A 14104-nucleotide genomic window follows, 5' to 3' on the forward strand; every position below is an offset into this window, starting at 1 on the left:
ACCGATACCAATTTTATTAAAAACATGAGCATTGTATCGCATTAAATAACTCACTCACTGCGTTAAAAATTACTCATATAGAACAACTATATGTCATAATTTCTGCCTTGTTATTGAGCAATTTTCTTAGCGCTATAATAGCTCACTAATTAAATGCAATTGGTATAAACTATATAAAACGTAGTAAAGTTAGCTGAACTCACCATTTTGGGAATATAGAGGAATCAAGATGTCAGAAATCGTAAAAGTAATCGGTCGCGAAATTATGGACTCGCGTGGTAACCCAACTGTTGAAGCAGACGTACATTTAGCAGATGGCTCTTGGGGTCGTGCAGCAGCACCTTCAGGCGCATCTACTGGTACTCGTGAAGCATTAGAGTTACGCGACGGTGATAAATCACGTTACTTAGGTAAAGGTGTATTAAAAGCAGTTGGTTATATCAATAACGAAATTGCAGATGCTTTAAAAGGCCAAAGTGCATTAGATCAAAGCGCTGTAGATAAAGTGATGCTAGATTTAGACGGTACCGAAAATAAAGAAAAATTAGGTGCAAACGCAATCTTAGCTGTATCACTAGCAACTGCAAAAGCAGCTGCACAGTCTAAAAAAGTTGAGCTTTATGAACATATAGCTGACTTAAACGGCACACCAGGTGTTTACTCTATGCCACTTCCAATGATGAACATCATCAATGGTGGTGAGCACGCAGATAACTCTGTAGATATTCAAGAATTCATGATCCAACCTGTTGGCGCTAAAAACTTCCGCGAAGGCCTACGTATGGGCGCTGAAGTATTCCACAGCCTTGCTAAAGTACTTAAAGCTGATGGTCACTCAACAGCGGTTGGCGATGAAGGTGGTTTTGCACCTAACCTTGCATCTAACGAAGCGGCTCTTGCTGCAATTAAAGTAGCTGTTGCAAACGCAGGTTACGAGCTAGGTAAAGATATTACTTTAGCGATGGATTGTGCTGCATCTGAGTTTTACGACAAAGAAGCAAACATCTACGATCTTAAAGGTGAAGGTAAAAAATTCACTTCTGAAGAATTTAACTTCTTCTTACAAGATCTTACTAATCAGTACCCAATCGTTTCTATTGAAGATGGTCTTGATGAGTCTGATTGGGATGGCTTTGCACATCAAACAAAACTAATGGGTGATAAAATCCAATTAGTAGGTGATGATTTATTTGTAACAAATACTAAGATTTTAAAACGTGGTATCGACAACGGTATTGCTAACTCAATCTTAATTAAGTTTAACCAAATCGGTTCTTTAACTGAAACTTTAGCTGCAATCAAAATGGCTAAAGATGCTGGTTTTACTGTTGTTATTTCTCACCGTTCTGGTGAAACTGAAGATTCAACAATTGCTGATTTAGCGGTTGGTACTGCTGCAGGTCAAATTAAAACAGGTTCATTGAGCCGTTCTGACCGTGTTGCAAAGTACAATCAATTACTACGTATTGAAGAGCAATTAGGTGATAAAGCACCGTACAACGGTCTTAAAGAAGTTAAAGGTCAGTAATATTTATTTTTAACTCCGGTTAAAACAAATATTCAACTTTGATTTGTAAATCCTCGCATAAGCGGGGATTTTTTATGCCTGATACTTTTACTAAAAGAGATGAAAATTCATTGTAGGTATTAAGCTTGCTGACGCGCGCACGCAGTGCGAAAAGGAGGAGCAACAAAAAACGAAAACTCTTTATTTAAACCTCAAATTTTTTTATTAAAAAAGGTGAAATACCTTGTAGGCGTTAAGCTTGCTGACGCGCGCACGTAGTGCGAAAAAGGATTTGCTTAACTCATAATATTTTCTGCACAGCTTAAAGCTGAAATTGCTGCTTTAAAATATCACCCGTAAAACTGGTTTTTAAATAAAAGCCACGGGGTAGGGTTTTAATTATTTGTCCATTTGGGCCAATAGCATCAGTGACTATTTTACTATGAGCTGCTTTAGGGCGTATTTGCATCGCATCGCCTAAATGGCCTGATATTTCGTCGACTCTACCTAGTGCAATTAGCTCCATTTGCTCTTCCCAGTCGCGTTGTAATAAAGCGTCTTGTTCAAACGTGGGTTGCCACAAAAAGCCGCTGCCGATGGTTCTATCAAACGGGGCAATATCACGTTCACTTAATATTGGTAACCATAAAACATGGTTTAGCTTTTTACGCACGCTGCTTGTATGCCACGTCATACCTGTAACGTTCATTAAAGGTGTAACTGATACAAAGGTCGTTTCTAGTGGCCTACCTTTATAAGAAATAGGCAGTGTTTTTAGCTCAATACCTAAATCTTCAAAATCTGGAACTGGTTTTGAACCTGCCGTAGCACCCAGTACATATTCAATTAGCTGGCCAGTCCAACCTTTTTCACGCAGCAAATCATCAGGGGTTTTAAAATTATATTGGCTAGCAATTTGGCCTAAGGTCAATCCAGCAATACTATTTACGCGCTGCATTAAGTCATTAATTGAAAGAGGTTTTGATGGTCGCATACTATTAATTTCGATTGAATAAATACCATAGCCATGATAGCAAATTGGCTAAGCCGTGGATATCTCTAGGGTTGTGTGTTTTTTGCTCGCTTGTTGTTTGTGTTAATTTTGAACATGTTTTAATTAGAGTGCTTTACTTTAAGTTACTGACTCACTTGAGTTTTTTAAAGGTATACGTTCAGTTTTGATTAAGCCGTTTAAAAGTTGTAAGGATAAATACAACTATATGAACATGTTTATCCACAGAATCTGTGGAGAACACGAGTTTTTCGATCTTGTATTGTGGATTTGTTTGCAAAATGAGCGCGTTTTACAAAAGTTATGCACAAACTGTGAGTAACTAGAGGAAAACAAGAACCGCAATAGCTTCACTTAGTTATTTTTCAAATATTTACTCACTTTCTATTAATTTATTGATGCGCTAAAAGCTCAAACTTAGCTAACTAATTGGCTTGGGTATAATAGTATTTGCCGTATTGCGGCTAATGTGGAACAATCATAAAAAATCGACTTACAAATGAGGCACTAAGGTGATTGATGCCGAAGGTTTTCGTGCCAATGTCGGAATTGTGATTTGCAATAATCAGGGACAGGTTTTTTGGGCCAGACGTTATGGTCAACACTCTTGGCAATTTCCCCAAGGTGGTGTTGATGATGGCGAAACTGCAGAACAAACCATGTACCGTGAATTACACGAAGAAGTAGGGTTGCGACCAGAAGATGTAGAAATAGTCGCAAGCTCAAAACATTGGTTACGCTATAAATTACCCAAACGATTAATCCGCCGAGACTCTAGTCCGGTGTGTATTGGGCAAAAACAAAAATGGTTTTTACTAAAGTTACGCTGTAAAGACGAAGATGTAAATTTACTCAAAACCCATCACCCTGAATTTGATGATTGGCGCTGGGTAAGTTATTGGTATCCTGTAAGACAGGTTGTATCGTTTAAACGGGATGTTTATCGACGTGTAATGAAAGAGTTTGCTCCTTTCGCGATGCCTTTTAATAAGAGAGAACAACATAAAGATCATTGGCGAAGCAAAAGGTAGTTAATTTAGAATAAGTAAAGGAGCAGGACATGCTGGCTACACTGAGATCTATTGCGGAGTCTGTATCGCGACAAGCGAATTTAGACAGTGCATTAGTGTGCTTTGTGCAAATGGTTAAAGATGCCATGAAAACCCAGTGCTGCTCCATTTATTTTGCAGATTACAGCCAAGATAATTTTGTACTTATGGCAACCGAAGGGCTAAACCCCGATGCGGTAGGTAAGTTTAGAATTGGTTTTACCGAAGGTTTAGTTGGCCTAGTAGCGCAACGCGAAGAACCTATTAATATTGCATTTGCTAAATCGCATCCTCGTTTTAAGCTCTCTCCTGAAGTAAACGAAGAAGGCTATAACGCTTTTTTATCTGTACCTGTCGTTCATCAAAAAAAAGTACTGGGCGTTATTGTTGTTCAACAAAAAATGGCACGGGTATTTAGTCAAGACGAAGAATCGTTTTTAATAACGCTTTCTGCCCAACTTGCCTCGCAGTTAGCTCACGCCGAGATTAAAGAAATACTACGCCAAGATGAGTCATCTCATCAAACGTCTGTTTTAAAAGGTGTATCGAGCGCGCCAGGAATAGGCATAGGACAAGCATTTGTTGTATTACCAAAACTTGATTTTAAATCTATTGAGCTTTTAAAAGACAGTGATGTCACTGAGCAGCGACGTTTATTTACTCAAGCTGTAGCTGCAACGCGCAAAGAATTTAATACCCTATCGATGACGTTAAGTGATTCTATTCCGCATGAAGCTCTTGCGGTATTTGATGTGTATCAACAACTGCTTGATGCTAAAAGCTTAGGTCATAATGTTGAAATGCAATTACAAGAAGGCTGGTGTGCTAAAAGCGCCCTAAAAATTGTAATAGAGCGTTTAATATCTCAATTTAATGCCATGCAAGACCCTTATATAAAAGAGCGTGCTGTTGATGTTAAAGACATTGGCCTTCGTGTATTGCATCATCTTGTAAATACCGAGCACGCTGTTAAAAACTATCCACCCAATACAATTTTAATTGCTAACACTTTAACACCCGCCATGCTTGCTGAAGTGCCAAAAGGTCACTTAACTGGCGTTGTTAGTGTAAATGGCTCTGCAAATAGCCATGCGTCTATATTAACGCGTGCGATGGGTATTCCTGCTATTTGGGGTATAGAGGATTTACCCTTACTGCAGTTTAATGGCAAGCCGATGATTTTAGATGCATTTGCTGGGCGTTTATATATATCGCCTTCACAAATGCTGATGGACGAATACACAGAGTTACAGCATCAAGATAACCTACTAAATAACCGCTTTTTAGCAGAGCAAGATTCAGAATCAATTACGCTTGACGGTGAGCATGTTAGCTTATTATTAAACGCAGGCCTTGAGCTTAATACTGAGCAAAGTAGCGCGCATATTTGTGACGGTGTGGGGCTTTATCGAACCGAAGCGTGGTTTATGCAAAAGGGTCAGTTTCCTTCGCAAGCAGAGCAAGAAAACTGGTACCGAGAAGTACTAACTAGCTATCATCCCAACCCAGTGGTTATGCGTACATTGGATATTGGGGGCGATAAGGTACTTGATTACTTTAATATTACTGAAGAAAACCCATTTTTAGGTTGGCGTGGTATACGCATTAGCCTTGATCATCCAGAGTTATTTTTAGACCAACTAAAAGCGATGCTTAAAGCAAATATTGGTTTGGGTAATTTAAAAATAATGCTCCCTATGATCAGTGGCACTGAAGAAGTTGATGAGTCACTTGCGTTATTTGAGCAGGCTTATTTTGAGTTAAGTGAAAAATACCCAGAGCAAACCATAGAAAGACCTGATATAGGAATAATGCTAGAAGTACCTTCAAGTGTATTTATGCTTCCAGAGTGGTCAAAAAAAGTCGATTTTTGCTCAGTAGGTAGTAACGATTTAACACAGTATTTATTAGCAGTAGACAGAGCTAACGCACGTGTAGCCGAACTTTTTAATCCTTATCACCCTGGTGTACTAAGAGTACTAAATAAAGTGGCGCACGAATGTGAGCAATATGAACTGCCATTTAGTTTGTGTGGTGAACTAGGCGGCGATCCTGAAGGGGCTATTTTACTTATTGCCATGGGTTACAGACGCCTCAGTATGAACTTATCATCGCTTAATAAAGTAAAGTGGGTACTTAGGCGTTTAAATGTCAGTGACATGGAACAACTACTAAGTGAATGTTTAGCGCAATCGACAGCTAAACAAGTACTACGTTTAACGCGAAGCTTTATGCTAGAGCATAAATTAGGTGATTTGTTTTACACCCCAAAATAAGCTTGTACACCTAATTAATTGCAATACACAGATGCTATTAGTTTTATAATCCTTTAATATATAAACCTTCAAAGGTACTTGAGATTACTATGTATGACTTAGGTTTGTTAGTCGCAAGCTGCGCACTACTAGGCTGTATTGTTGGGTTTTTAGCTGGATTACTAGGCATTGGCGGTGGTTTAATTATCGTCCCAGTACTCAGCACTCTGCTACTTTCATTTAATATAACCTCAGCGGATCATGTATTAGTAATCGCTATTGCAACTTCGCTTGCTTCTATTTTATTTACTTCAACGTCTTCAGCGCTGGCTCATCATAAAAATGATAATGTGCCTTGGGCAATCGCCCCTTGGGTTATGTCGGGTGTGGCTTTAGGTGCACTTATTAGTGGCTTTGCAGCAAGTTTAATCCCTGAACAAATATTACGTACAGTGTTTGCTATAAGTGTTGTATTTATTGCAGCAAGAATGGTGCTCTCCGCGCGTAATAAACCGATGTCAGAAAAACCGTTACCGGCAGGTCCTATTTTAGGGGGCGTTTCTGCAATAATGGGCGGGTTATCAGGTTTAATAGGGATTGGCGGCGGAGCTTTAATAGTACCGATGCTTAATTATTTTTCGGTTGATATAAAAAAAGCAATTGGCTGCGCGGCGGCGTGCGGAATTGTTATTGCATTATTTGGCTCTATTGGTTACATCAGCGCAGGCTGGCAGGTTACCGATTTAGAGCATGGTTTTGCTGGGTTTGTTTATTTACCTGCGTTATTTGGAATTGTTATTACCTCGTGGTTTGTTGCGCCTATTGGCGCCAAAGCAACTCACTACTTACCTGTTAATACAATTAAGAAAGTTTTCGCGGTGCTGCTTGTAGTTATCGCAATTAAAATGGTTTTTAGCTAAAGGTTTATTTTTTATGGCACTTGAATTCCCTCAAATTGATCCAATTATTTTTTCTGTTGGACCGCTAAGCGTACGTTGGTATGGCTTAATGTACTTAATTGGTTTTGCATTTGCGATGTGGTTTGCTAATCGCCAAGCATCAAAGCCAAATTCGGGTTGGACTAAAGACCAAGTAAGCGATTTACTGTTTTACGGCATGTTAGGGGTAATACTAGGCGGACGTATTGGCTACGTATTGTTTTATCAGTTTAGTTACTTTATAGAAAACCCATTGTATTTATTTAGAATAGATCAGGGTGGTATGTCGTTTCATGGTGGAACGCTGGGCGTTATAACCGCCGTCGCAATTTTTTCGTGGACGCGTAAAAAGTCACTGCTTCAAGTGGGCGATTTTGTTGCTCCGCTTGTGCCTGTTGGCTTATTAGCTGGGCGTATTGGTAACTTTATTAATGGCGAATTATGGGGTCGAGTTACCGACGTGCCATGGGCAATGGTATTTCCAACGGGTGGTCCGCTTGCGCGTCACCCATCGCAGTTATACGAAGCATTTTTTGAAGGCTTAGTGCTGTTTTTAATCCTGCAATGGTTTATTAAAAAACCGCGTCCAGCTGGCAGCGTAGCCGGTGTGTTTTTATTAGGTTACGGCGTGTTTAGATTCTGTATTGAATATTTCCGCCAACCCGATGCACAACTAGGTTTATTTGCCGACTTTATTTCAATGGGGCAAATACTTTCACTTCCTATGATAGTGGGTGGTTTAGGTTTATTAATTTGGGCATATAAGCAACCACAACACGTTAAAACAGCTAAGGCATAATAAGAAAAGCATGAAACAATATTTAAAATTATGTCAGCGTATTGTTGACGAAGGTCAGTGGGTCGAAAACAAACGTACAGGTACGCGTTGTTTAACCGTTATTAATGCCGATTTAGAATACGATGTGGCTAATAATAAGTTTCCGATGATCACTACGCGTAAAAGTTACTACAAAGCAGCGATTGCTGAGCTACTAGGATATTTACGCGGTTACGACAGCGCTGAGCAGTTTCGTGAAATTGGCTGTAAAACATGGGATGCTAACGCGAACGATAACAAGGCATGGCTTAATAATCCTAACCGTAAAGGTGAGGATGACATGGGGCGTGTTTATGGCGTACAAGGCCGTGGTTGGCAACGACCAGATGGCTCAACGCTTGATCAGCTTTCCAAAGTTATTAATAACTTAAAAAATGGCATAGATGACCGTGGTGAAATAATCACGTTTTATAACCCAGGCGAATTTGAGCTTGGTTGTTTGCGCCCGTGCATGCATACACACACTTTCTCCTTACTTGGTGATACGCTATATTTAACGTCATACCAGCGAAGCTGTGATGTACCGCTCGGCCTTAATTTCAATCAAATTCAGTGTTTTGTGTTGCTTGCGTTAGTGGCTCAAATTACCGGCCACAAAGCGGGTAAGGCGTATCATAAAATTGCTAATGCACATATATACGAAAACCAACTTGAGCTAATGCGAGACGTGCAGTTAACGCGTGAGCCATTTGCATCACCTCAGTTAAAAATTAATCCAAAAATTAAATCATTAGAAGACATAGAAACGTGGGTAACACGAGACGACTTTGAAGTAACAGGCTATCAATGTCATGAAGCGATTCAATATCCATTTTCAGTATAATAAAAGATTAAGGAAAACATAAAATGAAAGCAGTGATCCCAGTAGCGGGCCTTGGTACTCGTATGTTACCAGCCACTAAAGCAATTCCTAAAGAAATGCTTCCAGTGGTAGACCGTCCTTTAATTCAATATGTAGTAAACGAAGCTGTTGCTGCAGGAATTAAAGAAATAGTGTTAGTAACGCACTCAAGTAAAAATTCAATCGAAAATCACTTCGATACAAGTTTTGAACTAGAAGCTACTTTAGAAAAGCGTGTTAAGCGGCAACTACTTGCCGAAGTGCAAGCAATCTGCCCTAAAGATGTAACCATTATTCACGTACGCCAAGGTGAAGCAAAAGGCTTAGGCCATGCTATTAGTTGTGCTGCGCCTATTATTGGTAACGAACCGTTTGTAGTTATTTTACCAGATGTAATTATTGATGATGTAGAGAGCGATCTTAAAAAAGATAACTTAGCAGAAATGATCGCTAATTTTGAGAAAACCAAGCACAGCCAAATTATGGTAGAACCAGTACCAATGGCGCAAGTGAACCAGTTTGGTGTGGTTGATTTAGGTGATGTTGACTTAAAGCAAGGTGAAAGCTCGCCAATTATTAATATGGTAGAAAAGCCGCCAATAGATGAAGCACCATCAAACTTAGCGGTAGTGGGTCGATACGTATTAAGCGAAAATATCTGGCCGTTACTTGCAAAAACTCCGCAAGGTGCAGGCGACGAAATTCAATTAACTGACGCAATTGCGATGTTAATGGAACACGAAAAAGTAGACGCATACGCTATAAAAGGCCGAAGCCACGATTGTGGAAGTAAAATTGGCTACTTAAAAGCAACGATTGAATTTGCACTACGCCGTGATGAATTTGCCGATGAATTAAAATCATTTATCAAAAAACTGATTTAACAGTTAACGCAAAACATGAAAGGCGCCTATAGGCGTCTTTTTTTATGAGTTTTATCAGGGCCTGTTTATCTTTCGAGGTTAAATTTTCAGCAGGCTGTTTGGTATTTAGGCAAGGCAGAGCCTATGTAGTGTGGTTATTCCCCATAAATAGGCGATAACGTAGCATAAATGCCAAACATGCGCTGCCCGAAGGGTTCTGCCTCGGGGCAATTTACTCTTTGTTGCCTACATGGATGTCATAGGTAAGATCTTAAGAAATTGAGTTGAAGCTCAATTCATGATCAAATGGTTGTTACCACACAAACCACAGAATCAAGAAAAGAGCTTCAAATGAATGCTAACATTTTTATTAATAAGTTAAAAAGTATCCTAAGTGAAAAAAAACTGAACCGACTTGGTAAACAAGTAGCATTTACTAAAAGAGAAAGAAATATTACCGCATTTCATATGGTTGTTAGTCTTGTTGCTGCGCTTGGGGATAAAAAAACGGCCTATTTATCCGAAATATTAAGAGTTTATAATCAGCTAACAGGGCAGTCTATTAAGTATAAGCCTTTTCATAACCAGTTAGTTAAACCTGAACTAGCTGAACTAATGCGAGAGGTAACAAATAGAGTTTTTAATTGTTGGATAAATGATGCGCTTAAGTACACGAAAAAAGATTTGTTCAAGTTTGAGAATATTTTAATTCAGGACGGTAGCTCTATTATGCTTCATCGTTCTTTAAAAGATGTTTTTCCTGGGCGATTTTCAAATACGTGTCCAGCAGCGATTGAATTGCATGCTACTTTAAATTTAACGCAAGGTTGCTTTGAAAAAGCAGGTATAACACCAGACAGTTACTCTGAACGTGAAGAACTTCCAACATTTAAAGAGTTGAAAGGACAGTTGTTACTTGCTGATAGAGGGTATTATTCAGGTAGTTATATTCATGAATTAGATAAAGCAGGAGGATTTTACGTATTAAGAGCGAAGGGATTAAAAGCAGTCAGAGTACATAATGCTTTTAAGCAAAATGGACAGGAATTAACAGGAAGTCATTCCCCAAAGTTATGTGAATTACTCCCCGAATTACCTAAAAATGATCTTATTGATATGAATGTTAGCATAAAAAACAAGCTTACAAGAGTCGTTGGGTATTGGTCAAAAAAAGAAAAACAATATACATTTTTAGTCACTAATTTATCTATTGATGAATTTACAGCGACGGAAATAGGCAAATTATATAGGTTACGCTGGCAGGTTGAATTACTTTTTAAGGAGTGTAAGTCTTATAATAATTTACGCGGCTTTCAAACATCAAACGCAACCTTACAAGAGGCGCTAATTTATGTAAGTTTAATAGTAACCACGCTTAAAAGGTTTTTAACTGGCTGTATTGAAAAGATATTTAAAACTGAAATGTCTACAATGACAGTAGCAAAAACAACGGGTGTTTGGTGGATTGGCATATTAACAGCGATTATTAGGAAGCATAGGAAAGGGTTGTTAAATGCAGTTAATGGAGCATTTGACTTTCTGAGGAAAAATGCAGCTAGGGCGCACCCCAAACGCGATCGAAAAACAGGAGTATTTCAATATGGGGTAGAGCCAAATTTTTAAGGCTGTATTTAATATTTTTCTTAAGTACCTACCTATGACATGGATGTAGATAAGGGGCGTGAGCAGGACGCGGAAGCTTTACTCGGTTTTTACTTAGCCCACTAGGTTACAAACCTCGCGCCGCGATTAAATGGCCCCGAGATTGAACAAATTTTAATCCTGAAAGGTCAACAGGCCCTAGATTAAAGTAAGGACGGGGCCACTCGAAAAATAAAAGTTTTTAAGTCATTACAGACATATTGTTATTTATGTTGTAAAGTTTGTGTTAACTGGCATTGAATTTGTATTAAAGAATGCTCTCAAGGAAGGGGTGGAGTATGCAACGATGTGTTTTACAAAACACTGACATGCATGCGAAGAGCTAAGTTTTATAGCTCACAGCTTAAATAAAGTTAAACGCTTTCTTGTGAGAATGTTTAACTGAAATGTAGTGAAAAAACACTGCTTTCAGGATAACTAATACATGTTTAAATATAAAAAAAATAACATAGGGCTTTTACTCAGTTTACTAATGCTTGTTTTTGGTACAGCATGCAGCGTCTCGCCTGAAATAAAAACTATTGATGAACAACCTCAAAGTAACTCGCCTGATTACGTCTCAATTACAGCCTTGGAGCTTGCTCAGCTAAAAGATGCCGCAATGCAGTGGCAACAAGCCCGTGAAGGCATAGAGCGAATCTTAAGGTTAGAAAAAGAAATAACTTACCTCGTAAATCATATTGATATTATAAACAGCAAAGCTATTGCGCAGTCTAATCAAGGGTATAGCAGCAAGTCAGTACGTTCACCACGAAACACTCGTAATGTTAAACCACGCCAACAAGTTAAACAAAACGACAGTAATAAAAAACAAGCTGTAAAATTAAATACACCTAAACATGTATTTGCTTTGCAGGTAGCTTCGGTTGACTCAGAGCAAGGTGTGGCTAAAGCATGGCAAGAACTAAATACTAAAGCAGCGCCGTTGTTTAGAGACAAAATATTGACGAATGTAGAAACCGCTAAAATAAACGACAAAATGTTTTACAGGCTAAAGCTTGGTTCTTACCAAAACTTTAAAAATGCAAAAGCAGACTGCGCCGTATTCAAGCTTTATAAACTCGATTGCATAGTAAGTAACTATACCGATAAGCCTATAAAGCTGTAGTTAAAATAGAAACTTGCTTAAAATATATTTATCCATAAAATATATTCTTCATAATTTAACTCGCTTTTGGAAAAGTAAATGCTTTTAAAACCGATATTTAAAAGCATAGTGCTATTAACGGTACTTGCTTTAGCTGCATGTAACTCACCCCAGCAAGTTAAAACGACTCAAACCAACCCGCAATCGATTCTTATTGAGAAGTCTGATTTGGAGCTGCTTAAAGTTTCGGTCGCACAGTGGGAAAGCTCTCAACCTAAAGTAGAGCAGCTACTAAAGTTAGAAAATAAATTAACGCAGCTTGCTACTAATCTAAAACAGCTAAATGAGTTTGATGTTCTAAATACTCCTGTAAATGATGTAGTTAATAACGAGAGTGTATTAAAAAACCACTCGGTATTGTTTGCTTTGCAAATTGCCGCTTTTAAAAATAAAAATGCATTACAAAAGAAGCTCAGCGAATTCCAAGAAAAAATACCACAAAATATTATCTCACCCACTGAGGTAAATGTAGAAACCGTAAGAGTTAATAACACAACTTTTTATCGATTGAAGTTAGGTGCTTATAGCAATTCAGCGGATGCTAAAAGTGATTGTTTAGCCCTTATAAAGCAAAAAGTAGCATGTTTTGTTAGCTATTACGTTCAACAACCTTACAAACAGTAATCTTTAGGCATAATAATTGCTTTAACTCTTATATATTTAAAAGAGGATGGCAACTATGCGCCTGTTATTGCCCTTATTATTTGTAAACCTAGCAGCTTGTAGTTTAACGCCTCAACCCGAGCCGAGTGTCAGTACTAATGCTCCCAAAGCAGCTATGGCAGCCTACACAGTAAGTGATTACGTTAATAACTTAACAGCCCAACTTAATAATCTTCAAGGGCCGCTAAGTAGAAATGCACGCATTGGTGTAAGTAGCTTTTTTCTTGCCGATAAGATCGACTCAAAACTAATGACAGAGCAAGGTTCTGGTTTAAGCCAACAGATCCAAGAAAGTCTTTTAACTCAAATGACCCAACTGGGATATAACACCGTTGAATATAGATTGGGAAACAGCTTAAACTTATCAGAACATGCCGACAGTATACTTAGTCGTGATTTAAATAAATTACGCGCTCGTCAGAATATTGACTTAATTATTACCGGCACAGTAACCCGTCAGCAACACGCTTATATTGTAAATGCGCGTTTGATAAATATTAATAATAAACAAGTTTTGTCTGCCGGCAGTACAGAGATCCCAATTAATGTAATGTGGGGTAATGAAAAAATACAGCAACGCGACGGCTACTTATACCGCAGCGAATACTAACCAGGAGCACAAAATGAGAAACCTATTAATTACCCTCTGTTTACCTTTGGGCTTTGGCTGTTCGCATATACTAAATGGTATGAATACAGGTACGGATGAGACCCAGGTTCAAAATAATAACCAAACAGCGCAACTCGTTAATAATCAGCGTGATGTTGCAGATCCGGTATCCAATGATCGTTTATTTCAATCGGACTTTGCTCAAAAAAATAGTCATACCAAGCCGGCTCTACCAATGCGAAAGAACATAAATCATTATGTACGCGGAATAATGCAAGACATGGTTGAAAACCTGCAATATGTTAATGGAAAAACACCATTAGCCGTTTCAAGCTTTGTATTTTTAGATGATGATTTTAATGACAGTAGTTTACTGGGGAATCAAATATCTGAAAGTTTCATGCACGAGCTACATAATTTTGGCATACCCGTTATTGACTTTAAAACAACCGACTACATGCGTGTTACACCTGAAGGAGACTTTGTATTTAGTCGAGATTATTTAGAGCTTAACCAAGATCAAAACTTTAAATACGTACTCGCTGGCACATTAGTAAGTAGTCAAGGAGGAGTTCTTGTAAACGCACGTATTATTGGACTGCAAAGCAAAGCCGTAGTAGGCACTGCGCAAGGTTTTATTCCACAGTCAGTTGTTGATGCACTTAATAGTAACTACCGCACTGATGGAATAATGCTTAAGCAAGCAAGCAAGTGAGGCT

The 14104-nt window shown here is 38.5% G+C and carries 13 protein-coding genes; 12 read left to right on the forward strand and 1 reads right to left on the reverse strand.

What is annotated here, in order from left to right; all coding sequences use genetic code 11:
- The first annotated feature begins 229 nt into the window (after window positions 1–229).
- Window positions 230–1528, forward strand: a complete 1299-nt coding sequence (eno, locus tag GQR55_RS08245) for a phosphopyruvate hydratase (protein WP_024589994.1) — start codon at window positions 230–232, stop codon at window positions 1526–1528.
- A 301-nt stretch (window positions 1529–1829) separates the two neighbouring features.
- Here the strand turns inward: eno and mutH are convergent, their stop codons facing one another.
- A complete protein-coding gene (gene mutH, locus GQR55_RS08250; protein WP_166420202.1) occupies window positions 1830–2501 on the reverse strand; it encodes a DNA mismatch repair endonuclease MutH in 672 nt (223 codons plus the stop codon).
- Between the two features lie 530 nt (window positions 2502–3031).
- Here mutH and rppH point away from each other — a divergent pair.
- From rppH to GQR55_RS08305, 11 genes are all read left to right on the forward strand, one after another.
- Complete coding sequence (gene rppH / locus GQR55_RS08255) at window positions 3032–3550, forward strand: RNA pyrophosphohydrolase (RefSeq protein WP_002958704.1); 519 nt, start codon at window positions 3032–3034, stop codon at window positions 3548–3550.
- Between the two features lie 29 nt (window positions 3551–3579).
- The gene (gene ptsP, locus GQR55_RS08260; protein WP_166420203.1) at window positions 3580–5844 is read left to right on the forward strand and encodes a phosphoenolpyruvate--protein phosphotransferase; all 2265 of its coding nucleotides are present in this window, start codon (window positions 3580–3582) and stop codon (window positions 5842–5844) included.
- Between the two features lie 89 nt (window positions 5845–5933).
- Complete coding sequence (locus GQR55_RS08265) at window positions 5934–6743, forward strand: sulfite exporter TauE/SafE family protein (RefSeq protein WP_166420204.1); 810 nt, start codon at window positions 5934–5936, stop codon at window positions 6741–6743.
- Window positions 6744–6756: 13 nt separating this feature from the next.
- Entirely contained in the window at window positions 6757–7560 is an 804-nt protein-coding gene (lgt, locus tag GQR55_RS08270; protein ID WP_007583122.1) for a prolipoprotein diacylglyceryl transferase, read from the forward strand.
- Window positions 7561–7570: 10 nt separating this feature from the next.
- Window positions 7571–8422 (forward strand): thymidylate synthase, encoded by an 852-nt coding sequence (locus tag GQR55_RS08275; RefSeq protein ID WP_166420205.1) that lies wholly within the window; start codon window positions 7571–7573, stop codon window positions 8420–8422.
- Between the two features lie 23 nt (window positions 8423–8445).
- Complete coding sequence (gene galU, locus GQR55_RS08280; RefSeq protein ID WP_166420206.1) at window positions 8446–9324, forward strand: UTP--glucose-1-phosphate uridylyltransferase GalU; 879 nt, start codon at window positions 8446–8448, stop codon at window positions 9322–9324.
- A 330-nt stretch (window positions 9325–9654) separates the two neighbouring features.
- Window positions 9655–10926: an IS4 family transposase gene (locus GQR55_RS08285; RefSeq protein ID WP_166420207.1), complete on the forward strand. Its 1272-nt coding sequence runs from the start codon at window positions 9655–9657 to the stop codon at window positions 10924–10926.
- Between the two features lie 463 nt (window positions 10927–11389).
- Window positions 11390–12073, forward strand: coding sequence for an SPOR domain-containing protein (locus GQR55_RS08290; RefSeq protein WP_166420208.1), 684 nt, complete (start codon window positions 11390–11392; stop codon window positions 12071–12073).
- Between the two features lie 78 nt (window positions 12074–12151).
- A complete protein-coding gene (locus GQR55_RS08295) occupies window positions 12152–12736 on the forward strand; it encodes an SPOR domain-containing protein (RefSeq protein ID WP_166420209.1) in 585 nt (194 codons plus the stop codon).
- 55 nt (window positions 12737–12791) lie between these two features.
- Window positions 12792–13385 carry a FlgO family outer membrane protein gene (locus GQR55_RS08300; RefSeq protein ID WP_166420210.1) on the forward strand — a complete coding sequence of 198 codons (594 nt, stop codon included), beginning with the start codon at window positions 12792–12794 and terminating at the stop codon, window positions 13383–13385.
- Between the two features lie 13 nt (window positions 13386–13398).
- The gene (locus GQR55_RS08305) at window positions 13399–14100 is read left to right on the forward strand and encodes a FlgO family outer membrane protein (RefSeq protein ID WP_166420211.1); all 702 of its coding nucleotides are present in this window, start codon (window positions 13399–13401) and stop codon (window positions 14098–14100) included.
- Window positions 14101–14104 lie beyond the last annotated feature (4 nt).

Origin of the sequence: Pseudoalteromonas sp. Z1A8, assembly GCF_011378855.1 — a bacterium.
GTDB lineage: Bacteria > Pseudomonadota > Gammaproteobacteria > Enterobacterales > Alteromonadaceae > Pseudoalteromonas.

Coding starts and splice junctions, on each gene's coding strand:
- eno (WP_024589994.1), top strand. CDS start 230: ATGTCAGAAATCGTAAAAGTAATCGGTCGCGAAATTATGGACTCGCGT.
- mutH (WP_166420202.1), bottom strand. CDS start 2,501: ATGCGACCATCAAAACCTCTTTCAATTAATGACTTAATGCAGCGCGTA.
- ptsP (WP_166420203.1), top strand. CDS start 3,580: ATGCTGGCTACACTGAGATCTATTGCGGAGTCTGTATCGCGACAAGCG.
- GQR55_RS08265 (WP_166420204.1), top strand. CDS start 5,934: ATGTATGACTTAGGTTTGTTAGTCGCAAGCTGCGCACTACTAGGCTGT.
- lgt (WP_007583122.1), top strand. CDS start 6,757: ATGGCACTTGAATTCCCTCAAATTGATCCAATTATTTTTTCTGTTGGA.
- GQR55_RS08275 (WP_166420205.1), top strand. CDS start 7,571: ATGAAACAATATTTAAAATTATGTCAGCGTATTGTTGACGAAGGTCAG.
- galU (WP_166420206.1), top strand. CDS start 8,446: ATGAAAGCAGTGATCCCAGTAGCGGGCCTTGGTACTCGTATGTTACCA.
- GQR55_RS08285 (WP_166420207.1), top strand. CDS start 9,655: ATGAATGCTAACATTTTTATTAATAAGTTAAAAAGTATCCTAAGTGAA.
- GQR55_RS08290 (WP_166420208.1), top strand. CDS start 11,390: ATGTTTAAATATAAAAAAAATAACATAGGGCTTTTACTCAGTTTACTA.
- GQR55_RS08295 (WP_166420209.1), top strand. CDS start 12,152: ATGCTTTTAAAACCGATATTTAAAAGCATAGTGCTATTAACGGTACTT.
- GQR55_RS08300 (WP_166420210.1), top strand. CDS start 12,792: ATGCGCCTGTTATTGCCCTTATTATTTGTAAACCTAGCAGCTTGTAGT.
- GQR55_RS08305 (WP_166420211.1), top strand. CDS start 13,399: ATGAGAAACCTATTAATTACCCTCTGTTTACCTTTGGGCTTTGGCTGT.